We start from the raw sequence: 24,965 nt of genomic DNA on the forward strand, positions 1-24,965 counted from the left end.
GTGTCCGCCCTCGACCGTTCGATCCGCCGACGGCTGGTGCTGGGCTTCGCGGCCGGCTGGGTGTCGAAGCTCTCGACCGTGCTGATCCAGCTGGTGCAGGTGCCCGTGCTGCTGCACTTCTGGGGCGTGCCGCTGTACGGCGAATGGCTGCTGCTCAACGCGATCCCGATCTACCTGAGCCTCGCGAACGTCGGCTTCGCGACCGTCGCGGTCAACGAGATGACGATGCTCGTCGCCCGCGGCGACCGTGCCGGCGCGCTGCGTTCGTTCCAGAGCTGCTGGTGGCTGATCGCGCTGCTGCTCGGCGGCGTCGGCGCGCTGGTGGCCGCGGCGCTGTGGTGGATCGACGATGCGCGCGCGCTGTTCGGCCTGAGCCTGATCGGCGAGGGCGACACCCGCTGGATCCTGCTGCTGCTCGGCGTCTCGGTGCTGGCCGGCCAGCTGGAGCAGCTCTACCACGCGGCCTACCAGAGCGTCGGGCGCTTCGCCTACGGCCAGGTGGTCAAGACCGCGGCGACGCTGCTCGTCTTCGCGAGCACGATGGCGGCCGTCGCGCTCGGCGCCACGCCGCTCGGCGCCGCGATCGCCTACACCGCGAGCAGCGTGCTCTTCACCGTCGCGCTCGGCGCCTTGCTGCGCCACGACCTGCCCTGGATCGATTTCGGCTGGCAGCACGCGCGCCGTGCCGAGATCCGGCGGCTGGTGCGGCCCGCGCTCGGCTTCGTCGGCTTTCCGATCGGCGTGGCGCTGAACATCCAAGGCACGCTGCTCGTGATCGGCTGGACGCTCGGGCCGACGGCGGTGGCCGTGTTCGGCACCGCGCGCACGCTGTCGCGCGTGGCCTTGCAGCTGGTGCAGATCGTCAACAACGCGGTGGCCGGCGAGCTGTCGATGGCCTTCGGCGCCGACGACTTCGCCCGCATGCGCACGCTGCACCGGCTCAACTGCCAGCTGGCGCTGGTGCTGGCCACGGTGATCGTGGCGGCGGTGCTGCTGCTGAGCCCGTGGTTCCTGCGCCTGTGGACCGGTGGGCGCATCCCGCCGGACCTCGGGCTGCTGGCGCTGCTGATGGTCGGCGGCTTGCTGGGCTCGCTGTGGTCGACCAGCTCGACCACGCTGTACGCGACCAACAACCACCTGCGCCTGTCGGCCTGCTTCCTGTTCGCGACCGTCACCACCGTCGTGCTGTGCGTGCCGGCGGCGCAGCACGGCGGCTTGTGGGGGGTGGCGGCGGCGCTGCTGTTCAGCGACCTGCTGATGACGGCCTACGTGCTGCCGCGCTCGATCGCGCTGTCGCGCGACAGCGGGCGCGATTTCGTGCGCAGCCAGCTCGACTTCGCGCCGCTGCTGGGCGCGCTGCGCACGCTGTTCGAGCGGCTCGGCCGGCGGCGTGCCGCGGCGGCGGTGGCCGACGCGCCCGGCCCGGCCGATCCGCGCTGAGGCGGGCTCAGCCCGGCCGCATGGGCTCCCAGTTCGGCCGCTCGCCGCGCTGCAGCCGGTCTTCGAGCTCGCCGATCGAGGCGGCCAGGCCGTTGGCGCTGTGCTGCACCTCGATGCGCAGCTCGCTCGTGCTCGCGTCGATGCGTTCGTTCAGGCGCGCGCCGAGTTCGGCGATGCGCGCATCGATCTGCCCGCGCAGCTCGGTGAAGCGCGAGGCCTCGGCCTTGTCGGCCAGCTCGCGCTGGCTCTGCAGCTCCTTCGTGTGGCGGCGCGTCTCGAGCAGCACGCGGCCCTGCCACCAGCCGAGGTAGAGCGCGAAGCCGAGCACGACGACGCCGAGCACCACCAGCATCACCAAGCCCAGCGGCGCCTGCACCTGCGCGACCAGCAGCGACAGCGTCGTCGGCGCGGCGAACGCGGCCCAGTTGACCGCGACGAACACCGTGAACAGCAAGGCGGCGAGCAAGGCGATCGCGAGACGGAGGTTCATGGCGTCGTTCAGCGGTGGGTGAAGACGGCCGGCCGCTTCGACAGGAAGGCGTCCATGCCCTCCTTCTGGTCGGCGGTCGCGAACATCGCATGGAACAGGCGCCGCTCGTAGGCGACGCCGTCGGCCAGCGGCCCTTCGAAGGCGCGGTTGACGCACTCCTTCGCTGCGAGGATCGCCGACAGGCCCATCGCGCCGATCGCATCGGCGGCGCCCTGGGCTTCGGCCTGCAGCCGGTCGAGGGCGACGACGCGCGAGACCAGCCCGGCACGCTCGGCCTCGGCGGCGTCCATGAAGCGCGAGGTCAGCACCATGTCCATCGCCTTGGCCTTGCCGACCGCACGCGGCAGCCGCTGCGTGCCGCCGGCGCCGGGGATGATCCCGAGCTTGATTTCGGGCTGGCCGAACTTCGCGTTGTCGGCGGCGATGATGAAGTCGCACATCATCGCGAGCTCGCAGCCGCCGCCGAGCGCGAAGCCCGCGACCGCGGCGATCACCGGCTTGCGCACGCGGCGGATGGTTTCCCAGTTGCGGGTGATGAAGTCGCCCTGGTAGACGTCGACGAAGCCCAGCGGCGCCATCGCCGAGATGTCGGCCCCGGCCGCGAAGGCCTTGTCGCTGCCGGTGACGACGATGCAGCCGATCGAAGGGTCGGCGTCGAAGGCGGTGAGCGCGGCGCCGAGCTGGTCCATCAGCGCGTCGTTCAGCGCGTTCAGCGCCTTGGGCCGGTTCAGCGTGATCCAGCCGGTCTTGAGCGCCGCCTCGCCGCGGGTCGTGCACAGCACGCAGGCTTCGTCCATCCACTGCTCCTTCTCAGCCGAGGCCTTCGGCGCGGTCGACTCTAACGCCCGGTCCTCAACGCCCGGACCCGCCGCCCTGGGCCCGTTCCTCGATCGCTTCCTGGGGCAGCCGGTCCACGAGGAGGTCGATGTGGTCGTCCTTGCCCTGCCGGATCACGATGCGCACCGGCAGCCAGCGCAGGCTGGGCGCGAACCACGCCTCCGCCGCGAGCGCGGCCGCATCGCCTTCGCGCTGCGGCTTCAGGTGCCAGGTGCGGACCGTGCCGAACGGCGTCGCGAGCGGCTCCTCGCCGATCACCTCGTAGACCCAGGGATCGAAGCGCCTGGGCAGCGCGAGCGGCACGACGAAGCGCCGGCCCGCACGCAGGGGCTCGGTCTCGATCGAGAACAGGTAGGTCAGCTGCACGAACTGGCTCGCGGCATCCTGCGCGCCCGCGAGGCTGGGCACGCGCTTGCCGTTCGCGAGCGTGATGGCGTCCGGCTCGAAGCGGATCGTCGCCTCGCGGGCGCTGCCGAAGGCGATCTGCGTGCGCTCGTCGTAGCGCTCGGGTGCGAGGCCGGCGGGGCCGATCGTGCCGTCGCTGGTCATGCGCCTTTGCATCAGCGGCGCGAAGCCCGGGCCGACCGTCACGTCCAGGTGGACCTGGTAGCGCGCGCCCTCGCGCAGCCATTCGACCTGCGCGGTGCCGTGCACCTCGCCGCGGATCGAGCCGGTGAGGACGTAGCTCAGGCGGGTGCCGAGCGGCCAGTCGAAGGCCGGCGCGGCGGGCGGCGAGGCGGCCGCCGCAGCGGTGGAGGCGGCCTCCGACGCGGCGGCCGGCCCCGGAGCGGAGGCCGGCTCGGCCGGCGCCTGCGCGAGCGTCTCGGGCGGTGCCGGCGGCGGCGGTTCGGGTGCCGAGGCCGGTGGTGGCGGCGCCTCGGCCGGCTTCGCGGCCCGCGGCGGCGGCTTCTTTGGCGCCGGTGTCACCGCCGGCGACGCGGGCGCGGGCGGGGCGGCCGGCTGGATCTCGCGCACGAAGGCCGCCTGCATGCGCTGCGGCGCGCGGCTCGCCTGCAAGCCGGCGTCGAGCCAGTCGCGCATGCGCCACAGCGCCGCGAGATGCGCGAGCAGCGTCGCAGCGATCAGCAACCCGAACAGCAGGCCGCCGCGCCGCATCGCGAACCGCTCAGGCGGCGCCGCCGAGCCAGCGGGCGCGCCGCTCCTGCGTCGGCGCGTCGGCCTGCGGCTCGAGCGCGAGCGCGACGCCGCCCGCGGCCTGCGCGGCCGGCAGCGTCAGCTGCAGCACGCGGCCGTCGCGCGCGGCGATCAGCGGCAGCGGGCGCTCGAAGGCGCGCAGCGCCGGCAGGTCGTCGACCCGCTTCAAGCGCCAGCCGTCGAGCGCGAGCAGCTCGTCGCCGGCCGCGAGCCCGGCCGACTCGGCCGCGCCGCCGCGCAGCACCGATTGCAGCTTCAGCACGCCGCCGGCTTCGGCGACCCGCGCGCCGAGCCGCTGGGCGATGGTCGCCGGCTCCTCGGCCCAGCCGATGCCGAAGCGCGCGAACAGCGTCTTCAGCGGCAGCTCGCTGGTGCCGTGCACCCAGGCCGCCAGCTCGCGCGCGAACGAGCGGCCGCCGACCTCGGCCAGCGCCGCGGCGATGCTGGCCTCGCCGATCGGCCCGCCGCCGCCGGCCTCCTCGCCCGAAGCGGCGCCACGGCTCCAGAGCCGGCGCATCACTTCGTCGAGCGAGGCGCCGTGGGCATCGTCGGCACCGGCGCCGGGCGGCTCGCCGCCGGATCGTTCGCTGCGCAGGGCCAGATCGAGCGCCAGCGCCACCAGTGCGCCCTTGCTGTAGTAGCTGACGGTCGCGTTGAGCGTGTTCTCGTCGGGCCGGTAGTACTTGACCCAGGCGTCGAAGCTGGCGGCGGCGACGCTTTGCAGCTTGCGCCCCGGCGTGCCGAGCACCTGGTTGACCGTCTTGGCCAGCAGCTTCAGGTAGCGCGCGTCGTCGATCAGCCCACAGCGCCTGAGCATCAGGTCGTCGTAGTACGAGGTGAAGCCCTCGAAGAACCACAGCAGCTCGGTGTAGTTCTCGCGCGTGTAGTCGAAGCTCGTGAACTCGCGCGGCTTCAGCCGCTTGACGTTCCAGGTGTGGAAGTACTCGTGGCTGATCAGCCCGAGCAGGCCCACGTAGCCCTCCGCGCCGAGCTTGCTGCCCAGCCGCGGCAGGTCGCGCCGGCTCGCGAGCAGCGCGGTGCTCGCCCGATGCTCGAGGCCGCCGTGGCCGTCGTCGCTGCAGTTCAGCAGGAAGAGGTAGCGGCCGAACGGCGGCGTGCCCTTGCCCGCGCGCGCGCCGCCGCGGCCGCGTTCGACGTTGACCAGCGGCTTGCGCCTGCCGTGCCAGAAGGCGATCTGCTGCTCGCAGATCTTCTGGGTGTCGGCGAGCAGGCGTTCGCTGTCGAAGCCGGGCAAGGCACCGGCGACGACGAACTCGTGCGGCACGCCGGCGGCGACGAAGCGGCCGCGCCAGAACGCGCCCAGCTCCACGGGGTGGTCGATCAGCTCGTGGTAGTCGGCGCAGAGCCAGCCGTCCTCGTCCGCAGGTGCGGCGGTCGCCACCTGCCAGCCGCGCGGCAGGCCGCCGATCGAGAAGCGGTGCGGATCGTCCTCGCGCCCGTGCACCCGCAGGAAGACGCTGGTGCCGTTGAAGAAGCCGCGCTGCGCGTCGAGGTAGGCGGCGCGCACGGAGGTGTCGAAGGCGTAAACCTCGTAGCTGACCCGCAAGGCGCCGCGGCCGGTGCACTGGAACTGCCAGCTGGCCTTGTCGAGCTGGCGCCATTCGACCGCCCGCTCGCCCTGGCGGGCCTCGAAGCGCGAGAGGTGCCGGGCGAATTCGCGCACCAGGTAGCTGCCGGGGATCCACACCGGCAGGCTCAGCACCTGTTCGGCGGCCGGCTGCGCAACGGTGATCGTCACGCGGAACAGGTGGGCATGGACGTCGGCGACGTCGAGTCGGTAGCGAATCATCGAAGGCGCACGCTGCTTCTGTAGGCCCGGCCGATTCTCGCCGTCGGTGTCGAAGCGGGCCGGGCCCCGGGAGAACCCGGCTTCGTTGCGGCCAAAGCAATGAGTCTTTGCCGCGAATCGCATTGATGCACTGCGATCCGGCGTCTAGATTCCTTCCATCGCAACAACTACTTCCGAAAGGACTGCCATGAACGCTTTCCTCAAGATCGCCACGCTCTCGGTCGCCGCCTTCGCCTTCGGCGTCTCGGCCCAGGCTGCCGAGCTCGACAACGCCTCGCGGGAAGTCTGGGGCCCGGCGGCGCCGGCGCAGCTCGCGACGCCGACCCGCGCGCAGACCCTGGTCGATACCGGCCGGGCCGCGGTCAAGGCCGAGCAGGCCCGCGCCTGGGCCGCCGGCGAGCTGAACTTCGCCTACCAGGAGGTCTATGCGGTGCCGCTGCAGCGCGGCAGCGCGACGACCGGCGAGCTGCGCATGGCGAACCGCTCGCGCAAGTAAGCCGGCGAGCCGCCCGGCCCGTTCCCGGGCGGGCGAACAAGGGCCCCGCGAGGGGCCCTTCGTCTTGGCTCGACGCGCGGCGCGCGCTCAGGACTTGCCGCCGCTCGCGCCCAGCTGCTTTTCCAGCTGGGTGGCGTTGAGCATCCCCGGGATCCGCGTGCCGTCCTCGAAGACGATGGCCGGCGTGCCGTTGACACGGTGCTTGCGGCTCAGCTCCAGGTTGCGCTCGACCGGCGAGGTCTTGCAGGCACCGATCAGCTTCGGCGGCGCCGTGCCCTCGACCATCCAGGCGCGCCAGGCGGCGGCCGGGTCCTTCGCGCACCAGATCGCCTCCGACTTCTGCGGCGAGTCGCCGCCCAGGATCGGCAGCAGGAAGGTGTAGACCGTCAGGTCCTTGACGTTCGTCAGCTCGCGCTCGAAGCGCTTGCAGTAGCCGCAGTTCGGATCGGCGAACACGGCGATCCTGCGGGCGCCGCTGCCCGTCTTCCAGACCAGCGCGTCCTTCAGCGGCAGCGACGCGAAGTCGATCGCCGACAGCTTGTTGACCCGCTCCTCGGTCAGGTTGCGACGCGACTTCAGGTCGATGATCTCGCCGCGCACGAGGTAGCCGCCCTCGGCGTCGGTGTAGAAGACGTCGCTGCCGATGCGCACCTCGAACAGCCCGGGCAGCGGCGACCGGTTCACCTCGTCGATCTTCGGCATGCCGGCCAGGTGCGCGCCGAGCGCCTTGCGGATCGCGGCCTCCTGCGGCAGCTGGGCGAGCGCGGCGGCGGACGCGGCGATGAGCGTGGCCACGAGGGCGAGGCGTCTTGGGGCGGGCATGGAGGTCCTTCGTGTGGATCGACGGCGCGCGGGCCGCCGTGGTCAGCCCTGCAGCGCGCGCTGCCCGAGCCAGCGCTTCAGCGGCGCGAGGCGATCGACCAGACCCAGGCCGCGGTTGCGCAGTTCCCTGCTCCAGGGATCGGCGCGGCCGAACAGCAGCTGCAGGCCGTCGGTCAGGCCGCCCATCGCGGCCGTCGCGGCGCGGCGGCGGCGCGCGTAGCGCTCGAGCAGGCGCGGGTCGGCGATCGAGCGCCAGGGTTCGTCGCGCGCGCGCTCGGCCAGCACCTCGTCGAGCGCGCGCACGTCGGCGAACCCGAGGTTCAGGCCCTGGCCGGCGAGCGGATGCACGCTGTGCGCGGCGTCGCCGAGCAGCAGCCAGGCCTGGCCGTTCGCCCGGCCGTGCCAGCGCTCGGCGGTCGCGATGCGCAGGGGCCACGAAGCGCGCGCGCTCGCCAGCGTCAGGCGGCCCGCGGCCGCGCCGGTGGCCTCTTCGAGCGCCTGCTCGAACGCGGCCGGCGTCGATGCGAGCAGCGCTTCGGCGCGCGCGCGCGGCAGCGACCACACGAGGCTGTAGCCGCCCGCCGCATCCGCCGGCGCGGCGGTCGGCAGCAGCGCGAGCACGTCGGGCGCGCGGAACCACTGCCACGCGATGCCGGCGTGCGGCCGGTCGCAGCCCAGGCGCGCGGCGATGGCCGTCTGGCCGTAGTCGTGGCCGGGCATCTCGACACCGAGCGCGTCGCGCCGCGTCGAGTCGCGGCCCTCGCACAGCGCGACCAGCGCCGCGGGCGCTTCGTCCTTCACGCGGCTGACCGCCGGCGCGAAGCGCAGCGCGTCGTCGAGCGCCGCTTCGAGCGCTTGGGCATCGACGATCGACGCGAGCTCGCGCACGCGCTGCTGCCAGGCGGAAAAGCGCAGCGTGCCGCCGTCGTCGCCCTGCACGCGCATCTCGGCCACCGGCGTCACCGCGCCGGCGCGCGCCAGCAGCGCCTCCCCCACCTTCAGCGTCCGCAGCAGGCGCATCGACGCGGCATTGAGGGCGAAGCTGCGCGGGTCTTCGGCGGCCGCGTCGCGCTCGCGTTCCACGAGCGCGACGCGCAGTCCCCGATGCGCCAGCACCAGCGCGAGCGTGCGGCCCACCGGCCCGCCGCCGCGCACGCACACATCGAACGAAGGCCGTCGGTTCATCGCGGTCGATTCTAGGAAGCGGGCGCTCCGTGCCGCCTGCGCTTCCCCTGCGCAGCGGTGCGGCATGAGCGGCTCGGCACAATCGCCAGCCCCTCAGCGACCGGGTTCCCACGATGCCCCTCTGGCTGCGCCGCCTGCTGATCGCCCTGGCCGTGCTTGTCGTGCTGTTCGCGGCCGCGGCCACCTACCTGGCGGCGACCTTCGACGCCAACCGCTACAAGGGCACGCTGATCGACTGGGTGCGCGAGCACCGGCAGCGCACGCTGAAGATCGACGGGCCGATCTCGCTGAGCGTCTTCCCGCGCCTGGGCCTGAGCCTCGCGGACGTGAGCCTCTCCGAGCACCGCCGCGCCGACGAATTCGCCTCGCTGCGATCGGCGACGCTGTCGGTGCGGCTTCTGCCGCTGCTGCGCAAGCAGCTGGTGGTCGACCGCGTTGCGGCGCAAGGCGTGCGCGTGGTCTACAGCCGCGACGCCAACGGCGTGCGCAACATCGACGACCTGCTCGCGCCCGGCCCCGCCGCCACGACGGACGCCGCCAGCGCGCCCGCGTCGGGCGCGCCGAGCTTCGACGTGAGCGGCATCCAGCTCGAAGACCTGCAGGCGACGGTGAAGGACGCGATCCTCGGCATCGACGGCCGCTTCGCCGTCGCGCGGCTCGAGACCGGCCGGCTCGCCGACGGCGCGCGCTCGCCGGTCAAGCTGCAGGCGCAGGCCACGCTCGCGCAGCCGAAGCTCGACGCGAGCGTCGATCTCGAAGCCCGGCTGCGGCTGCGGCTGCCCGCCGGCGCGGCGGCCAGCATCGAACTGGCCGACGCGAAGCTTGCGTTGAAGGGCCAGGGCTTCGAGGTGAAGGCCCTCGACGCGCGGCTGGCCGGCACGCTCGGCTACGACGGTGCGAGCGGCGCGTGGTCGGCCGACGGCCTCGCGCTGACGCTTTCCGGCCAGCGCCTCGGCATCGCCTTGAAAGACAGCCGCGTGGCGGTGAAGAGCCTGCGCTTCGACCCGCCGAAGCGCGCCTTGAAGCTCGATGCGCTCGACGTGAAGCTCGCGGGCTCACGCGGCGCCGCCGCACCCTTCGAAGCCACGCTCGCCTGGCCGCAACTCGGCGTCGAAGGCGACCGGCTGCAAGGCGCGGCGCTTGCCGGCTCCGCCGCGCTGCAGGGCGCGCAGGCGGTGAAGCTGACGTTCGCGTCGCAGCCCCCTTCGGGCAGCTTCGAGAGCATCAAGCTGCCGGGGCTCAAGCTCACCGTCGGCGGCAGCAGCGCGGGCCGCGCGGTCGAAGGCCAGCTCGGCGCCGACCTGACGATCGCGCCGACGCCGTTCGCGCTCGCGATCGATGCCCTGGCGGCGCAGCTGCGCTTCACCGATCCGTCGATCCCGCCGGTCGCGCTGGTGGTGCGCGGCCAGGCGCGGGCGAGCGCGAAGGACGCGAGCGCGACGCTCGCCGGCAGCATCAACGAGCAGAAGTTCGACGCGAAGCTGCGCGCCGATCTCGGCCGCCCGCTGCCCTTCGTCGATGCGCAGGCGCGCTTCGACGCGCTCGACCTGACGCGCTTCGTCGCGCCGGCGAAGGCCGGCGGCGAAGCGAAGCCCGCCGCCGCGCCGCAGCCGGCCGCAGCCGCCGATCGGCCGGTCGACCTGTCGGCGCTGAAGGCCGCCGACGCCCGGCTCGCGCTGCGCGCCGGCTCGCTCGTCTACCCGCCCTACCGCATCGCCGACGCCACGCTCGATGCGAGCATCGCGGGCGGCAGGCTCGAGCTGAGCCGGCTCGCCGGCCGCGCCTGGAACGGCAGCTTCACCGCGAGCGCCCGCGCCGAAGCGGCCGCCGCGCCGAAGGACCAGCGGCTCGCCGTCAAGCTCGACGCGAACGGCGTGGACATCGCGCAGCTGCTCGGCGACGTCGCGCAGTTCCGCAAGCTCGAAGGCCGCGGCCGCGTGAGCGCCGACCTCGCGACGCGCGGCGGCTCGGTGCTCGCGCTGAAGCAGGCGCTCGGCGGCCGCGCCGCGATGCAGCTGACCGACGGCGCGGTGCGCGGCGTGAACCTGGCGAAGACCCTGCGTCAATGGCGCGGCGCGGTGTCGCTGAACAAGGACGCGGTGCAGGCGTCGAGCGCCGACGAGAAGACCGACTTCTCCGAGATCGCCGCCAGCTTCGACATCGATCGCGGCATCGCGCGCAGCAAGGACCTGGTCGCGAAGAGCCCCTTCCTGCGCGTCGGAGGCGTGGGCGCGATCGACCTCGTGCAAGGCCGCATCGACTACACCGCGCGCGCCACCGTCACCGGCACGCCCGAAGGCCAGGGCGGCGCCGACCTCGAAGCGTTGAAGGGCGTGACGGTGCCGGTGCAGCTGGTCGGGCCCTTCGAGCAGGTGGACTACAAGGTCCAGTGGTCGGCGGTCGGCGCGCAGGTGCTTGCCGGCGCCGCGCGCGGCGCCTTCGGCGACAAGGTCAAGGGCGCCGTCAACGACAGGCTGGGCGGCCTGCTCGGCACGCCGGACGCGCCGGCCAGCGGTGCGTCGGCGCCGGGCGAGGGCAGGCCGCTCGAAGAGGCCGCGAAGCAGCGCGCGAAGGACGAGCTGAAGAAGCTGTTCGGCCGCTGAGCGCCGCCTCCGCGGTCAGGCCGCGGCCCGCCGCTCCGGCAGCCGCGCCTGCGCCTCCTGCACCCGGTTGCGCCCGCCGCGCTTGGCCTCGTACAGCGCCTCGTCGGCGTGGCGCAGCAGGTCCGACAGGCCCTCGCGCGCATCCGGCCGGGCGCGCCAGCACAGGCCGAGGCTCGCGGTCACGACCAGGTCGGCACCTTCGTGGATGCCGCGGCCGGCCTGCGACTCGATCGCCGCGCGCACCCGCTCGGCGAAGGCCAGCGCGCCGGCGCGGTCGGTGCCTTCGATCAGCGCGCAGAACTCCTCGCCGCCGTAGCGCGCCACCACGTCGACCTGCCGCAGCGCCGAGGAGAACGCGTCGGCCACCCGCTTGAGCACCTGGTCGCCCAGCGCGTGGCCGTACTTGTCGTTGAAGGACTTGAAGTGATCGACGTCGAGCATCAGCACCGCCACCGCACCGCCCTGCTCGGTGCAACGCGCGAGCGCCTGGCCGGCGCGCTCGAAGTAGGCGCGGCGGTTCAGCAGGCCGGTGAGGGCATCGCGCATCGCCATCGTCATCAGCTCCTGGTTCTGCGCTTCGATGCGTTCGCGCGAGCGCTCCAGGTCGGCCAGTGCCAGGCGCAGCTCCTCGTTGGCGCGCTCGGTCGCGCTCAGGTCGTCGATGGTCGTGAGGCAGCCGCGCACGCGGCCCTGCGGGTCGGTGATCGCGCGGCAGTTCATCAGCGCCGGCTTGCGCTGCCCCGGCGGGCCGACCTGCACCCGCACGCCGCGCACCGGCTCGTCGCCCTGCAGCACGCGGCGCCAGGGCGGCACGCCGGCGGCGGCGTCCCAACTGATGCCGGCGGCCTCGGCGAAGCCGCGGCCGTGCATCGTCGCGGCCTGCGCGCCGGCCAGCTCGCGCAGCGAGGCGTTGGCGAGCACGATGCGCTCGCGCTGGTCGAGCAGCGCGACGCCCTCGGTCATGCCGTCGAAGGCGTCGCGCAGCCGCTCCGGCACCACCGTCATCGGGTTCAGGTGCAGCAGCACGCGGCGCAGGTAGAGGTAGACCAGCGCCGTCGCGGCCACCGGCAGCCCGAGCGCCAGCCACAGCATCGGATCGCGCAGCCAGCCGGCCAGCGTGCTCGGCAGCACCGACTCGAACTCGAACTCGGCGCGGCCCCAGGGGCCGTGGTTCGACGGGATCGCGACGACCACCCGGGTCGCGGTCGAGCGCTCGCTCGTGTGCTCGCCCCAGTTCGCCGCGTGCGGGCCGCTGCTCACCACCAGCGTGCCGCCGGCGGCTTCGCGGACCGCGGCCGACAGCAGCCGCGGCTCGCGCGCGCGCATCGCGTCGAAGGCCGCCTGCGCACGGGCCGGCTCCTTCGCGCTCAGCGCCTCGGCGGCCTGCAGCGTCGCCACTTCGGCGAGCCGCGCGTGCAGGCGATCGGCGTCGCGCTGCCGGTCGGGCAGCACGCCGAAGGCCAGGTCGACCAGGATCAACAGCGTCGCGCCCAGCGCCACCAGGCCGGCGGCCAGGCGCAGGGTCGGACTCGGGGCGTGCATCACCATCGCGTGTTCCTCCGGCGCGGCGCATCGCCGCGGGCTTGTTCGAGCAGTTCGCGCGAGGCCTGCTCGTCCTGGTCGGTTTCCTGGCGCTGGGGCGCGGCGGGCTGCGCCGGGGCGGCCGAGCCGGGCGCGTCGGCGTCGTCCTCGTCGGGCGCGGGCAGGATCGGCATCGGATCGAGATGCCGCCACACCGGCACGTGCGCGAGCACCGCGGCCAGCAGCCCGGCCAGCCGCAACGACCACCACACCAGGCCGGCGCCGAGCAGCACCGCCGAGGTCTGGGCGGGCGAGATCTCCACGTGCAGTCGCTCCGTCGCGCCCTCCTCGGCGCTCTGCCGCTGCAGCAGCGCGAGCAGGTCGATCGACGACGCGGCGCTGCGCAACGGGCCGGCCGCGGCGTCGACGCCGAGCGGCGTCGCCGAGGCAGCGAGCGGGACGCCGATCTCCAGGCTGGCCAGCTCGAAGACGATCGGCCCGAAGCCCGGCGCGGCCGCCGCGGCCGCGAAGCCCCGGGCGCCGAAGAAGCCGATGCCCGCCGATGCAGCCGTGCCCGACGGTTCCAGCCGCCGCTCGACCGCCTCGGCCGACGCCATGGCGGCCATCGGCCGCAGGCCGGCATCGGGTACCGACGCGACCCGGTCCGCGCCCTCGGCCTCGCCCGGCGGAACGGCGCCCGCCTCGCCTGCGCCGGCCGGCGCAGGGCCGTCAGCGGCGGGCGCGGGCGCGGGCGCGGGTGCCGGGCCGCCGCCCGACGACGGCGCCGGGCTGCCCGCGACTGGCGCGGGCGCGGGGGGCGCGGCCGGCAAGGGCATCGGCTCGGGTGGCGGCAGCACCGAGGGTGCCGGTGCCGGCGCCGGCGCGGGAGCAGGCGCCGGAGCAGGCGCCGGAGCAGGCGCCGCCGCGAAGCCGAGCGTGTAGACCGCCGGATCGCCGGCCAGCCGCAGCGACAGCGTCGGCGTGGCCGTCGTGCCGTCGGCGACGAAGCTCACCGCGCCGGCTTGCAGCTGCGCCAGGCTGAAGCTCGACACCGGCCGGCCATCGACGACCACCGACCCGCCGGTGGTGCCGCTCACCTGCAGCGCCACGGCCGCGGCCGGCGTGTCGACGTCGCTCGCGGCGAGCTGCGGCGCGCCGAGCCGGACGCCGCCGGTGGCGTCCAGCAGGCCGTTGCCGCCGACCTCGACCCGCGTCGCGTCGTCGACCGCGCGCACGTCGAAGCTGAGCGTCGCGAGGTTCGAGTCGAGCTGGCCGTCGCCGACCGCGAAGCGCAGGCTCGCGAGGCCGCTGCCGTTCGCGTCGGCCGCGGGCGTGTAGACGAGGCGGCCGGCCTGCAGGTCGGCGAGCGCGATGCGCTGGCCGGGCAGGACCGCGGCGCCGTCGAGCGTCAGCGCGCCGGACGCCGGCAGGCGATCGATCGACACCTCGGCCAGCGCAGCGCCGGCGTCCGGGTCGGCGAAGGGCAGCGAGCTCGCGAGGATCGCCAGCGGCGTGTCCTCGTCGAGGCTCAGCGCGCGATCGACGGCGCTCGGCGCTTCGTTGACGTCGAGCACCGTGACCGCGAGCGCGCGCGTGCTGGCCGCGCCCCAGGCGTCGGTGACGCGCACCTGCAGCTCGTAGACGTTGTCGGCGTCGGCGTCCTGCGGCGTCTCGCGGTCGGGCGGCGCGACGAGGCTCAGCACGCCGGTCGCCGCATCGATCGTGAAGCGCGCCGCGTCGGCGCCGCCGACGATCGCGAAACGCGTCGCGTCGCCTTCCGCGTCGGTGGCCGCGACGGTCGCGACCGCCGTCTGGTTCTCGCTCGCGCCGAAGACCGCGGGGCCGCCGAACGCGGCCGCGCTGTTGCCGCGCGCGACGCGGTTGGCGGAGAACTCCGAGGTCGCGCCGAAGCTCGCGGCGCCGAACTGCACGGTCGCGGTCGAGCTGATCACCTCGCCCGCGGCGAAGGCCGAGCCGGCCAGCGTCGCCGCGAAGTCCGCCGAGCCGGAGGCGTCGGTGGTGACCACCGCGCTGCCCAGCCAGCGGGCGCCCTGGCCGTGGCCACTCGGGTGGCCGCTCGGCGAGGCGAAGAACTCGATGCGGTAGCTGGTGTTCGCCGCCGAGTCGAGCCGACCTTCGATGAGCGCCGAGCCGCCGAGCACGATCGCCTGAGTCAGCGTCGGATGGTTCTGCAAGCCGTTCGGTCCGGCGTCGGCGTCGAGCGGGTCGTTGGCGGTCACGCCGTCGAAGGGCCCAAGGTCGATGCCGAGCCCGCCGTTGTCGCGGATGCGGTTGCCGAGCAGTGCGTTGCCGGCGCTCGCCGCATCGGCCACGACGATGCCGTGGCCGTTGTTGGCGATCAGGTTGGCCGCCGCGGCGCTCGTGCCGCCGACGAGGTTGCCGTTGGCGCCCAGGTGCAGGTAGACGCCGGCCGTGCCGTTGGCGAAGTTGCGGGTGCCGGTCGCGTCGGTGCCGATCCAGTTGCCCTGCACCAGGCTGGCGCTGGCGCCGGCGTTCAGCTCGACCCCCGCGAAGGTGCTGCCGCCGATCACGTTGCCGGCGCCGGCCGCCGTGCCGCCGACGGTGTTGCCGGCCGCGCCGCCGCCGACCCACACGCCCTGCGCGCCGTTGCCGAGCGTCGCGGTACCGGCCGCGGTGATGCCGATCCAGTTGCCCTGCACGAGGTTGCCGGTGGTGCCGCTGCCCGTGACGTAGATCCCGTTGTCGTTGTTGCCGGCCACGAGATTGCGCGCCGCCGCGCCGGTGCCGCCGATGCGGTTGCCGCTGGCGCCGCCGGCGATCACGACGCCCTGGAACAGGTTGCCGCGGTCGAGGCTGCCGCCGGCGTCGGTGCCGATGTAGTTGCCCTCGACCACGTTGCCGGTCGCGCCGCTGCCGGTCAGCACGATGCCGTTGGCGTTGCCGGCGAACACGTTGCGCGCGCCGGGCGCGGTGCCTCCCACCGTGTGGCCGGCGCCTTCGATCTGCGCGCCGGCGCCCCCGTTGCCGAGCACCGTCGCGCCGTCGGCCTGCAGGCCGACGAGGTTGCCCTCCAGCGAGGCGCCGGTGACGCCCGGGCCGGCGAGCAGCACGCCGTGCCCGTCGTTGCCCGAGATCAGGTTGCCGACGATCCGGTTGCCGGCGTTGACGTTGTTGACGAGCACCCCGTGCGCCGCGTTGCCGCGGTCCAGCGTGCCGCTGGCGTCGGTGCCGATGTAGTTGCCCTGGACGACGTTGTCGTCGGACAGGCCGCTGCCGCCGATCTGGATGCCGGAGAGCCGGTTGCCGGAGATCACGTTGCGCGCCGCCGCGGTGGCACCGCCGATGGTGTTGCCCCGGGCGCCGTCGAGCACGCGCACGCCGAAGTTGTTGTCCGCCACGGTCACGCCGTCGGCGGCCAGACCGATGAGGTTGCCCGCCACGACGTTGCCGGTGGCGGCCGGCCCGTACAGGCCGATGCCGTTGCCGCCGTTGCCGCCGACGAGGTTGCGGTCGGCGGGGTCGGTGCCGCCGATGAGGTTGCCGGCGCCCCAGATGTACAGGCCGGCCCCGTTGCGGTAGGCGGCGCCGAGGTTGGCGCCGCTCGCGTCGAAGCTGCCGAGGTAGTTGCCGGCGATGGTGTTGCCGTCGGCGCCCGCCTGGATCTCGATCGCGTCGGCGCCGAAGTTGCGGATCACGAAGCCGCGGATCGTGCTGCCGTCGGCGCTGGCGCCGAGCACCAGGCCGTCGGCGGCGAGGGCGTTGCCGTCGAGCACGATGGCCGGGCGGCCGCCGTTGGCACCGAAGCTGTCGTCGGTGCTCGCGTCCAGGGTCACCGTGCCGGTGATCGTGGGCAGCGCGCTCGCGAGACTGATCGTGTGCACGCCGGTGCCGGCGATGGCGAAGACGATCGCATCCGCGCCCGCCGCCGCGTTGGCGTTCAGGATCGCCTGGCGCAGCGAGCCGGCGCCGGCGTCGTTGGTATTGGTGACAGTCAAGGGCGTGGCGGTGAAGCCGAGCGTGTAGGTGGCCGGGTCGCCGGCGAGCTGCAGGCTCAGCGAGGGCGCGCTCAGCACGCCGTCGGAGACGAAGCGCACCGCGCCCGCCTGCAGCTGCGCGGCGGTGAAGCTCGTCACCGGCGCGCCGCCGACGACGACGCTGCCGCCGTTGGCGCCGGTCACCTGGAACTGCAGCGCCGCGGGCGGCGTGTCGACGTCGCTGACCACGAGCTGCGGCGCGCCGAGCACGATGCTGCCCACCGCGTCGAGCGCCCGGTCGGCGCCGACGCTGACCTGCGCCGCGTCGTCGACCGCGCTCACGTCGAAGCTGAGCGTCGCCACGTTCGAGTCGAGCTGGCCGTCGCCGACGGCGAAGCGCAGGTTGGCCAGCCCCGCACCGCTCGCTTCGGCAGGCGGCGTGTAGACGAGGTTGCCCGCCTGCAGGTCGGCCAGCGCGATGCGTTGCCCCGCGGTCACGGCGACGCCGCCGAGCGTGAGCGTGCCGGTGGCCGGCAGCTGGTCGATGCGCACCTCGGCCAACGCGGCGCCGGCGTCGGGGTCGCTGAACGGGAAGGCGCCGGGCAGGATCGCGAACGGCGTGTCCTCGACGAGCGCCAGGCTCGCGTCGGTGGTGCTCGGCGCCTCGTTGACGTTCAGCACGGTGACGGCGAGCGCGCGGGTGCTGGCGGCACCGAAGCGGTCGCTCGCCTGGACCTGCACGTCGTAGACGTTGTCGGCGCCGGCATCGAGCGGGTTCTCGCGGTCGGGCGCGACGGTGAAGCTCAGGGCGCCGGTGGCGGCATCGATCGTGAAGCGCGCCGCGTCGGCACCGCCGACGATCGCGTAGGTCACCGCGTCGCCTTGCGCGTCGGTGGCGGCCAGCGTGGCCACCGCGGTCGCGCCCTCCTGCACGTTCAGGCTGGCGGAGCCGCCGAAGGCCGGGGCACTGTTGCTGCGCACAGCCACGCCGGGCGACAACTCCGAGGTCGAGCCGAAGGTGGGTCCGCCCGTCTGCTCGGTCGCCGTCGCGGTGAGCATCTCGCCGACGGCGAAGGCCGCGGCACCCGGGCTCAGGCTGAAGTCCGCACGACCCTGGCCGTCGGTCGTGACGACCACGCTGGCGATGTACCGGGCCGCTTCGCGGTTGCCCGAGACGGGCGAGGCGAACACTTCGATGCGGTAGGTCGTGCCCGCCGCGGCGTCGAGGCGGCCTTCGACGAGCGTCGATCCGCCGTCTGCCAGGGCGAGGCTCAGAACGGGATGGTTCTGCAGGCCGTTGGCGCCGGTGTCGGCATCGAGCGCATCGTTGGGCGTCGCGCCGTCGTAGTAGCCCAGGTCGATGCCCACGCCCGCGCGGATGCGGTTGCCCAGCAGCGCGTTGCCGGTGGTCGTGGAGCCGCCCACCACGATGCCGAAGTAGCTGTTCGCGATGGTGTTGCCCTCGCCCGCCAAGGTGCCGCCCACACGGTTGCCGGTGGCTCCGGTCTGCACCAGCACGCCCAGGCCGTTGCCGAAGTTGGCGCTGCCGGTGGCGTCGGTGCCGATCCAGTTGCCCTGCACGAGGTTGCCGCTGGTGCCGGTGTCGCGCAGCTCCACGCCGGCGTTGAGGTTGCCGCCGACCACGTTGCCGGCGCCGGCAGCAGCGCCGCCGATGGTGTTGCCCGACGAACCCTGCCCCAGCCAGATGCCCTGGCTGCCGTTGCCCAGCGTCGCGCTGCCGCTGGCGTTGAGGCCGACCCAGTTGCCCTGCACGAGGTTGCCCGAGCTGGCCAGGATCAGCACGCCGTTGTCGGCGTTGCCGGCGATCACGTTGCGCGCCGCGGCGCTGGTGCCGCCGATGGTGTTGTTGCTGGCGCCGTTCGTGATCGAGACGCCCTGCGATCCGTTGCCGCGCGCGACGCTTCCGCCGGCGTCGGTGCCGACGTAGTTGCCCTGCACCAGGTTGCCGGTGGCGCCGGCGCCGTTCAGCAACACGCCGTTGTTGGCGCTGGCCGAGATCACGTTGCCCGCGCCGGCCGCGGTGCCGCCGACGACGTTGTTCGCGCTGGTGATCACGACGCCGTGCCCACCATTGCCGAGCGCCAGGCTGCCGCCGGCATCCACGCCAATCCGGTTGCCCTGCACCAGGTTGCCGCTGCCTTGGATGGACACGCCGTCGTTGCCGTTGCCGCCGATCACGTTGCGGTCGGCGAGCGCCGTGCCGCCGATGCGGTTGCCGGTCGCGCCGGCGATGACGTAGACGCCCGTCTGGCCGTTGCCCAGGCCGGCACCGGCGGCCACGCCGCTGGCCTCCAGCCGGCCGATGTAGTTGCCGGCGATGACGTTGTTGTCCGAGCCGCCCTGGATCTCGATGCCGTCGAGCGTGAAGTTGCGGATCACGAAGCCGCGGATCGTGCTGCCGTCGGCGCCGGCGCCCAGCACCAGGCCGTCGGCGTTGAGGTCGTTGCCGTCGAGCACGATGGCCGGGCGGCTGCCGTTGGCACCGAAGCTGTCGTCGGTGCTCGCGTCCAGGGTCACCGTGCCGGTGATCGTGGGCAGCGCGCTCGCCAGGCTGATCGTGTGCACGCCGGTGCCGGCGATGGCGAAGACGATGTCGTCGGCGCCCGCGGCGGCGTTGGCGTCGAGGATGGCCTGGCGCAACGAGCCGGCGCCAGCGTCGTTGGTGTTGGTGACGGTGAAGGTGGCGAGCACGCCGGCGTAACTCGTCTGCAGCGCGATGGAGGGCGCCGCCGCCGTCTCGATCGCGCCGTGCCGGCGTTCGAGCAGCCAGTCGCCCCCGCGCGCCGCGGCGCCGGTGGCGTCGGTGCTCGCGGCCACGTCGGCGCCGGTCAGCGCGGCGAGCCGCTCGACCAGCGCGGCACCGCGCAGGCCCGCGCCGATGTCGCAGCCGTAGAGCAGCAGGTCGGCGTCGGCGGCGAGCGCCGCGCGCCAGCCGAGCAGGGTTTCGGCGTGCTGCTCGACGTTCTCGGCAGCGAGCCATCCGCTGCCCAGCCGCAGGCCGCCTTCGCTGCCGTGCGTGATGACGTGCAGCGCCGCGACGCCGCTGCGGCCTTGCAGCGTCTCGCCGATCTGTTGCAGCCCGTCGCGCGTGGCGTCCAGGCGGATCACCTCGAAGCTGCGCTCGCCGGCGAGCTGCTGGGCCAGCAGGTCGGCGACGATCGCCTCGTGCCCGGGCACGCGCGCGTCGACGAACACCAGCTCGACGGGCTGCGCCGCGGTGCCCGAGGCCGGCGCGCCTTCGCCTTCGTGCAGCCAGGCCAGCGAGGCGGGCGCGTCGTCGCGCACGCCCACCCAGCTCACCGGCGCGGCGAGCGCGGCCAGGTCGGCGGCATAAAGGATGCGCGGCTCGATCTCCTCGATCGACGCACGACGGGCGGGCACGCGCCGGGCCCCGCGGTGAGCTGCCACGCCAGCCTCAACGCGCGAGCGATGGAGCCGTGGCGACCGCGGTGGCGACCGGCGCGGGCGACACCCCGGCACGGCTCGCGCCGGGCGCGGCCGGGCCGGGCGCGGCGGGGGCCGCGCCGTTCGCGAGCATCGCCTTGCAGCGCACGCCGGCCGGGATGCTGGCGTCGGGGTTGGCCAGTTCGAGCCGCGCGCGGAAGGTGTTGCTGGCCGGGTCGATCACGCGGTCGACCTGGCGTGCCAGCGCCTGCACCGTGGCAAGCGCGGCGAGGTCGGGCTTGACGCTGAGCGCGTCGCCGGCCTGCACGCGGCCGAACAGCGCCGCCGGCAGCACCACCTCGACACGCAGCGGCGTCACGGTGGCGATCTTGAGGATCGGGCGCTCGTCGACGCGCTCGCCGGCATCGAGGTGGCGCTCGACGACGACGCCGTCGATCGGGCTGCGGATGCTGCGCTGCTCGAGCTGCGCGGCGGCCAGCTGGCGTTCACGCTCGGCGTGGCGGGCCTGCTCCTGCGACTGGCGCCAGCGCGCCTCGGCCACTTGTGCCTCGGCGATGGATTGGTCGAGCGCCTGGCGCGACACGAACTCCTGGCGGAACAGGTCCTCGGCGCGCTCGCGCTTGCGCTGCGCGAACTCGTGCGACATGCGCGCCGACCGCAGCTCGGCTTCGGCCGCCGCGCGCGATTGCGCGACCTGCAGCTGCGCGCGCTCGACGTGGTTGCGCAGCGTCGCGATCACCTGGCCGCGGCGCACAAGGTCGCCGCGTTCGACCAGCACCTCGTCGAGCACGCCGATCACCGGGCTGCCGACGTCGGCGGTGCGCGACGGGCCGATCAGGCAGCCGAGCGAATCGGCCTGCGCGGCACCGGCCGCAAGCACGAGGAAGCCCGCGAGCAGGCGCGGGGCGGACGGAAGGCTGAGGCACGGCATCGAAAGGACTCCTGCTGGCTATGTCGGCATCGCGGCGCCGGACTTGAGGGCTCAGACCGGCCCGCGCGAGAACGCGAGCGCGATGCGGCGGCGGCGGTCGTCGCGGCGCAACTGCCAGCGCGCATGCAGGTCGGCCGCGCCCTGCGCCGCCTGCACGACGGCGGCGAAGGCCGTGGCGGCGCGCCGGCGCACCGGCGGCAGCGGGCTGTCGTGCGCGGCGGGTCGCCAGCCGCCCGGCAGCGCGCAGGCGCGCGCCAGCGCCCGCAGCGCCCGTGGCGTGGATTCGGCCAGCGCTTCGTCATCGAGGCTGCGCAGCGTCTCGCAACTGCCCGGCGCGCCGTGGCGCGCGGCGCGGCCGAGCAGCTGCCGGTCGAGCCGCGCCGAGCGGTTGTGCATGAGGTTCGCGACATGCAGGCCGCCGGCGGCCAGCACCGCCGGCTCGCAGGCGATGTCGGCGCCGCGGCCGGCGACCAGCGTGGTGACGGTGATCGTGCCGGCGCGGCCGGCCTGGGCGAGGCGTTCGGGCTCGTCGGCCGCGTGGCGCGCGTGCAGCAGCTGCACGCGCGCGGCACCGTCGTCCGCGAGCCGGCGGCACAGCTCGGCGGCCAGCGCCTCGGCCTCGGCGACCGAGCCGCAGCCGATCAGCATCGCGCGGCCGGCGGCGGCCACCGCGCGGGCGCGCGCGGCGACCACGGCGCAGCGCGCGGCGGCGTCGGCAAACAGCGCGGTGCCGAGCTCGCGGCGGCGCCCGGGCCGGTGCGGCTCGATGCGCCGCACCGGGAGCCGGTAGAACCAGCGCAGCTCGAGCCGGGCCTCGCGCAAGGTGCCGCTCGCGCCGCCGAGCTGCAGGTAGCGCGCGAACAGCGACTGCACCGCGAGCTGCGCCTCGACCTGCATGGCCGGCGGCAGCTCGAGCCCCTCCCGGTGCGCGACCAGCGCGTGCAGAGCGCGCTGCCACTGCGTGCCGGGCATCGCGCGGCCGGTGGTCGGATCGATCAGTTGCAGCAGGTCGCGGCCGTCGCGCCGCACGATGAGGTAGTCGCGGTCGCGGCGCAGCAGGTGGCGCGCGACCAGCGCCTGGCGCACCAGGTCGCGGCCCGCGCGCGGGTCGCGCGGCGCGGCGGCGTCGGCGCGGGCCGCGGCGGCGTCCGCGGCATCGATGCGCGCACGGCCGGCGTCGCTCAGCTCCACGGCGCGGTGGCCGGCGTCGAGCCGGAAGTCTTCGCCTTCGCGCAGCGAGGCCGCGCAGGCCTGCGCCCAGGCCAGCCGCGCCGGCGCCAGGGCCGGCGGCGCGGCACGCGCGATCAGCAGCGGCGTGCGCGCATGGTCGATCAGCACGCTGTCGGCTTCGTCGATCAGCGCCAAGTTGAGCCCGCGCAGCAGCGGCGGCGAGGCGCCGAGCCCGTCCTTCATGTAGTCGAAGCCGAGTTCGCGCGCGGTGACCCAGCAGACGTCGCAGGCGTAGCGCGCGCGGCGCGCCTCGGGCGCCAGCTCCGCCTGGATGGCGCCGGCGCGCAGGCCCAGCAGCGCGAGCGGCGCGGCGGCCGCTTCGGCATCGCGCGCGCACAGGTAGTCGTTCGAGCTCACCACGTGCACCGGCACGCCAGCCAACGCCGCCACCGCGGCGGCGAGCAGCAGCGCGATCGACTTGCCTTCGCCGGTGTCGAGCTCGACGAGCCGGCCCTGCAGCATCGCGCGCGCCGCGCGCAGTTGCGTGGGGTAAGGCGTCTGGCCGCGGCTGCGCCGCAGCGCTTCGGCGGCGAGCCGCAGGCCGCGCGCGAGCCCCGCCTCGTCGAAGCCATGGCGCGACAGGCCGGCGCGCACGCCGGCCAACTCCTGCGCGAAGGCCGCCGCGTCGGGCGGCGCAGGCAGCGCCTCGATGCGGCGCAGGAAGCGCGCTTCGGCACGCGCTGCGGCGCCCGGCAGACCGGCGAGCGCGTCGCCTGCCGCGTCGATCAGGCGCCAGGCGAGCGTTTCGCCCTCGGCGCGGCGCTGCGGATAAGGCCCGTGCAGCGGGCCGGGTCGCGGCAAGGCGGCGGGCAGCGCCGGCATCGCCCGTTCCGGATCAATCGCGCGAACCGAGGCTCGCCAGGAAGCCTTGGCGCAGCGCCGTGGCCGCCTGCTGCGCGAGCGGCTGCGGCGCATGCTCGAAGCGCACCCAGGCGCGCATGCCGATCGAGCCGGCGGCGAGCGCCGGCACCCGCACGTCGACCAGCACCACCGGCGCCAGCGTCGCGAGGCCGTCGGCGTCGCGCGGATCGGTCGCGATCGGGCCGCCGGCCGCCGCGCCGAGCGCCGCCACCGGCAGCCGGTTCGTGCCGGCCGGCGTGATGCGCTCGATCTGCCCGTCCCATTCGTGCCCCGCGGCGCCGGCCGGCCGCGCGGCGAAGCGCACCCGCACCGACGAAGTCCCGGCGCGCACCTCGGCGGCCTGCGCCTCGGTGAGCGCGAGCCGCACCAGCAGCGGCTCTGGCGTGATCACGTAGCCCAGTTCGCTGCCTTGCGCGAAGTGATGGCCCTCGCGCTCGCCGGCGCGCGGCAGCACCAGCGTGCCGGCGACCGCCGCGCGCACCTCGAGCGCCGCCAGCCGATCGGCCAGCCAGGCCTCGCGCGCGTCGAGCGCGCCGCGTTCCTCGGTCAGGCGCGCGGCCCGCGCGGGGTCGACCAGCAGCGTCTCGAAGTAGCCGACGTCGAGCGCGACCTTGCGGGCGCGCAGGCCTTCGAGCTCGGCGGCGAGGTCGAGGTTTTCGAGCGCCGCGACCGGCGTGCCGGCCGCGACCGTGCTGCCCGGCGCGGCGAGCACCGCGCGCAGCAGGCCGTCGGCGGGCGCGCGCAGCAGCGCGTGTTCGGGCAGCCAGACCACGCCTTGCTGCACGCTGGCGCGCGGCGCCGGCGCGGCGGCGAGCAGCACGAGAAGCGCCGCCGCGAGCGCGGCGACCGTGCCGGCCGCGCGCAGGCGCCGCCCTTGCAGCCGTGCATCGCCGCTCAGGTAGGACACGAGCCGCCGCGCCGGCCGCAGCACCAGCATCCAGCCCAGGCAGGCGGCCGCGGCCAGCGCGAGCGGCGGCGCGACCGCATGCAGCCAGTGCAGCAGCGCCAGGCCGAGCGACCAGCGCCAGGCAAGCGCGGCGACCGCGTAGCCGACCAGGCCGATCGCCTCGCGGCGGCGCGCCGGCGCCTCGCCGGTGCGCGGCAGACCGAGCAGCCGCTGCAGCAGCCCGAGCGCCGCGGCGTCGGCGTGCGCGCCGAGGTTCGGCCGGTCGAGCGCGTCGCACAGCATGTGGTAGCCGTCGTAGCGCATCAGCGGGTTCGCGTTGACCAGCAGCGTCGACAGGCCGGTGACCAGCAGCACGGCCAGCGCCGCCTGCTGCCAGGCCGGCTCGCTCGCGTGTGCCCAGACGCCGAAGGCCAGCGCGGCCAGCGTCAGCTCCACCCCGATGCCGGCGGCGCCGACCAGCACCCGCTCGCGCCGGCGCGGGAACTGGCTGGCCGACGAGGCATCGACATACGGCATCGGCGTGAGCGCCATCAGCACCACGCCGACTTCCTTCACCTCGCCGCCGAAGGCGCGCACCGCGAGCGCATGGCCGGCCTCGTGCAGCGCCTTGACGAACGGCCACGCGAGCCACATCGACCACAGCATCGAAGGGCTGGTGCCGTGGGCCGCGATCGCGCGGGCCAGCGGCTCGGCACGGCCGAGCGCGGCCAGGCCGGCGAACAGCAGGCCGAGCGCCAGCAGCGCCAGCGCAGGCGGCGAGAACAGCGCGCGCGCGAGCGGTGCGCAGGCGTCGAGCCAGCGGCTCGGATCGGCCAGCGGCACGCGGAAGGCGAGCGGGTTCGCGGCGGCGCGCCGCTGCGAACGATCGTGGCGGCGGCGCTGCTCGGCGCGCAGCGGCAGGTCCGGCAGGCGGTCGGCGGCGATCAGGTCGGCCTCGGCGAGCTGCGCGAGCAGGCGCACCGTGTCGTCCTGCGTCGGCGCGGCCTCGCCGAGCGCCTGGTGCGCGTGCTGCCACAGCGTCGCGACGTCGTCGCGGCCGTTGAGCCGGCCGACGAAGGCCCAGGCTTCGGCATTGACGCGATGGAAGCGGCCGCTGGCCGGGTCGATCAGCAGATGCCAGACCTCGTCGCCGCGCACGCGACGCTGCACGCGCAGGTGCGCGCGCAGGCGCGGGCGCAGCGCCGCGACGCGGTGCCACTCGGGGCTGTCGAGTGCGAGGTCCTGCATCGCGAACGCGGCGATCCGCTCAGAACCCGCGGACGAGTCCGGCGTATCCGGGCAGAGCGCCCGGAGGC

14 protein-coding genes are annotated in these 24,965 nt (G+C 74.8%); 3 read left to right on the plus strand and 11 right to left on the minus strand.

Going from position 1 to position 24,965, the window contains the following annotated elements:
• Positions 1–1,440 (plus strand): lipopolysaccharide biosynthesis protein, encoded by a 1,440-nt coding sequence (locus tag VFR90_RS16625; RefSeq protein WP_326407276.1) that lies wholly within the window; start codon positions 1–3, stop codon positions 1,438–1,440.
• A gap of 7 nt (positions 1,441–1,447) precedes the next feature.
• Here the strand turns inward: VFR90_RS16625 and VFR90_RS16630 are convergent, their stop codons facing one another.
• Genes VFR90_RS16630 through VFR90_RS16645 form a run of 4 tightly spaced genes read right to left on the minus strand, consistent with a single transcriptional unit; the run spans position 1,448 to position 5,732 of the window.
• The gene (locus VFR90_RS16630) at positions 1,448–1,930 is read right to left on the minus strand and encodes a LapA family protein (protein ID WP_326407277.1); all 483 of its coding nucleotides are present in this window, start codon (positions 1,928–1,930) and stop codon (positions 1,448–1,450) included.
• Positions 1,931–1,938: 8 nt separating this feature from the next.
• Positions 1,939–2,727, minus strand: a complete 789-nt coding sequence (locus VFR90_RS16635; RefSeq protein WP_326407278.1) for an enoyl-CoA hydratase — start codon at positions 2,725–2,727, stop codon at positions 1,939–1,941.
• Between the two features lie 55 nt (positions 2,728–2,782).
• Positions 2,783–3,883: a DUF3108 domain-containing protein gene (locus VFR90_RS16640; protein ID WP_326407279.1), complete on the minus strand. Its 1,101-nt coding sequence runs from the start codon at positions 3,881–3,883 to the stop codon at positions 2,783–2,785.
• A gap of 10 nt (positions 3,884–3,893) precedes the next feature.
• Positions 3,894–5,732 carry a M61 family metallopeptidase gene (locus tag VFR90_RS16645; protein ID WP_326407280.1) on the minus strand — a complete coding sequence of 613 codons (1,839 nt, stop codon included), beginning with the start codon at positions 5,730–5,732 and terminating at the stop codon, positions 3,894–3,896.
• 187 nt (positions 5,733–5,919) lie between these two features.
• Here VFR90_RS16645 and VFR90_RS16650 point away from each other — a divergent pair, with 187 nt between their 5' ends.
• The gene (locus VFR90_RS16650) at positions 5,920–6,228 is read left to right on the plus strand and encodes a hypothetical protein (protein WP_326407281.1); all 309 of its coding nucleotides are present in this window, start codon (positions 5,920–5,922) and stop codon (positions 6,226–6,228) included.
• Between the two features lie 87 nt (positions 6,229–6,315).
• Here VFR90_RS16650 and VFR90_RS16655 read toward each other — a convergent pair whose 3' ends face one another.
• The gene (locus tag VFR90_RS16655) at positions 6,316–7,050 is read right to left on the minus strand and encodes a DsbC family protein (protein ID WP_326407282.1); all 735 of its coding nucleotides are present in this window, start codon (positions 7,048–7,050) and stop codon (positions 6,316–6,318) included.
• A gap of 42 nt (positions 7,051–7,092) precedes the next feature.
• Entirely contained in the window at positions 7,093–8,235 is a 1,143-nt protein-coding gene (locus tag VFR90_RS16660) for an FAD-dependent monooxygenase (RefSeq protein ID WP_326407283.1), read from the minus strand.
• 113 nt (positions 8,236–8,348) lie between these two features.
• Here VFR90_RS16660 and VFR90_RS16665 point away from each other — a divergent pair, with 113 nt between their 5' ends.
• Entirely contained in the window at positions 8,349–10,838 is a 2,490-nt protein-coding gene (locus tag VFR90_RS16665) for an AsmA family protein (RefSeq protein ID WP_326407284.1), read from the plus strand.
• A gap of 15 nt (positions 10,839–10,853) precedes the next feature.
• Here the strand turns inward: VFR90_RS16665 and VFR90_RS16670 are convergent, their stop codons facing one another.
• The 5 genes from VFR90_RS16670 to VFR90_RS16690 are packed head-to-tail and all read right to left on the minus strand — an operon-like array spanning position 10,854 to position 24,897.
• On the minus strand, positions 10,854–12,386 hold the full coding sequence (locus VFR90_RS16670; RefSeq protein ID WP_326407285.1) for a GGDEF domain-containing protein: 1,533 nt from the start codon (positions 12,384–12,386) through the stop codon (positions 10,854–10,856).
• Positions 12,380–19,717: a DUF4347 domain-containing protein gene (locus VFR90_RS16675; protein ID WP_326407286.1), complete on the minus strand. Its 7,338-nt coding sequence runs from the start codon at positions 19,715–19,717 to the stop codon at positions 12,380–12,382. The genes VFR90_RS16670 and VFR90_RS16675 overlap by 7 nt, the downstream gene beginning before the upstream one ends.
• Positions 19,718–19,751: 34 nt before the next feature.
• Complete coding sequence (locus VFR90_RS16680; protein WP_326407287.1) at positions 19,752–20,672, minus strand: efflux RND transporter periplasmic adaptor subunit; 921 nt, start codon at positions 20,670–20,672, stop codon at positions 19,752–19,754.
• A 51-nt stretch (positions 20,673–20,723) separates the two neighbouring features.
• Positions 20,724–22,724 carry a preprotein translocase subunit SecA gene (locus VFR90_RS16685; protein ID WP_326407288.1) on the minus strand — a complete coding sequence of 667 codons (2,001 nt, stop codon included), beginning with the start codon at positions 22,722–22,724 and terminating at the stop codon, positions 20,724–20,726.
• Between the two features lie 13 nt (positions 22,725–22,737).
• Entirely contained in the window at positions 22,738–24,897 is a 2,160-nt protein-coding gene (locus VFR90_RS16690) for a PqqD family peptide modification chaperone (RefSeq protein WP_326407289.1), read from the minus strand.
• Between the last annotated feature and the right edge of the window lie 68 nt (positions 24,898–24,965).

Origin of the sequence: Methylibium sp. (assembly GCF_035762065.1) — a bacterium.
Lineage (GTDB): Bacteria > Pseudomonadota > Gammaproteobacteria > Burkholderiales > Burkholderiaceae_C > Methylibium.

Coding starts and splice junctions, on each gene's coding strand:
- VFR90_RS16665 (WP_326407284.1), top strand. CDS start 8,349: ATGCCCCTCTGGCTGCGCCGCCTGCTGATCGCCCTGGCCGTGCTTGTC.
- VFR90_RS16690 (WP_326407289.1), bottom strand. CDS start 24,897: ATGCAGGACCTCGCACTCGACAGCCCCGAGTGGCACCGCGTCGCGGCG.
- VFR90_RS16685 (WP_326407288.1), bottom strand. CDS start 22,724: ATGCCGGCGCTGCCCGCCGCCTTGCCGCGACCCGGCCCGCTGCACGGG.
- VFR90_RS16670 (WP_326407285.1), bottom strand. CDS start 12,386: ATGGTGATGCACGCCCCGAGTCCGACCCTGCGCCTGGCCGCCGGCCTG.
- VFR90_RS16635 (WP_326407278.1), bottom strand. CDS start 2,727: ATGGACGAAGCCTGCGTGCTGTGCACGACCCGCGGCGAGGCGGCGCTC.
- VFR90_RS16655 (WP_326407282.1), bottom strand. CDS start 7,050: ATGCCCGCCCCAAGACGCCTCGCCCTCGTGGCCACGCTCATCGCCGCG.
- VFR90_RS16630 (WP_326407277.1), bottom strand. CDS start 1,930: ATGAACCTCCGTCTCGCGATCGCCTTGCTCGCCGCCTTGCTGTTCACG.
- VFR90_RS16680 (WP_326407287.1), bottom strand. CDS start 20,672: ATGCCGTGCCTCAGCCTTCCGTCCGCCCCGCGCCTGCTCGCGGGCTTC.
- VFR90_RS16650 (WP_326407281.1), top strand. CDS start 5,920: ATGAACGCTTTCCTCAAGATCGCCACGCTCTCGGTCGCCGCCTTCGCC.
- VFR90_RS16645 (WP_326407280.1), bottom strand. CDS start 5,732: ATGATTCGCTACCGACTCGACGTCGCCGACGTCCATGCCCACCTGTTC.
- VFR90_RS16640 (WP_326407279.1), bottom strand. CDS start 3,883: ATGCGGCGCGGCGGCCTGCTGTTCGGGTTGCTGATCGCTGCGACGCTG.
- VFR90_RS16660 (WP_326407283.1), bottom strand. CDS start 8,235: ATGAACCGACGGCCTTCGTTCGATGTGTGCGTGCGCGGCGGCGGGCCG.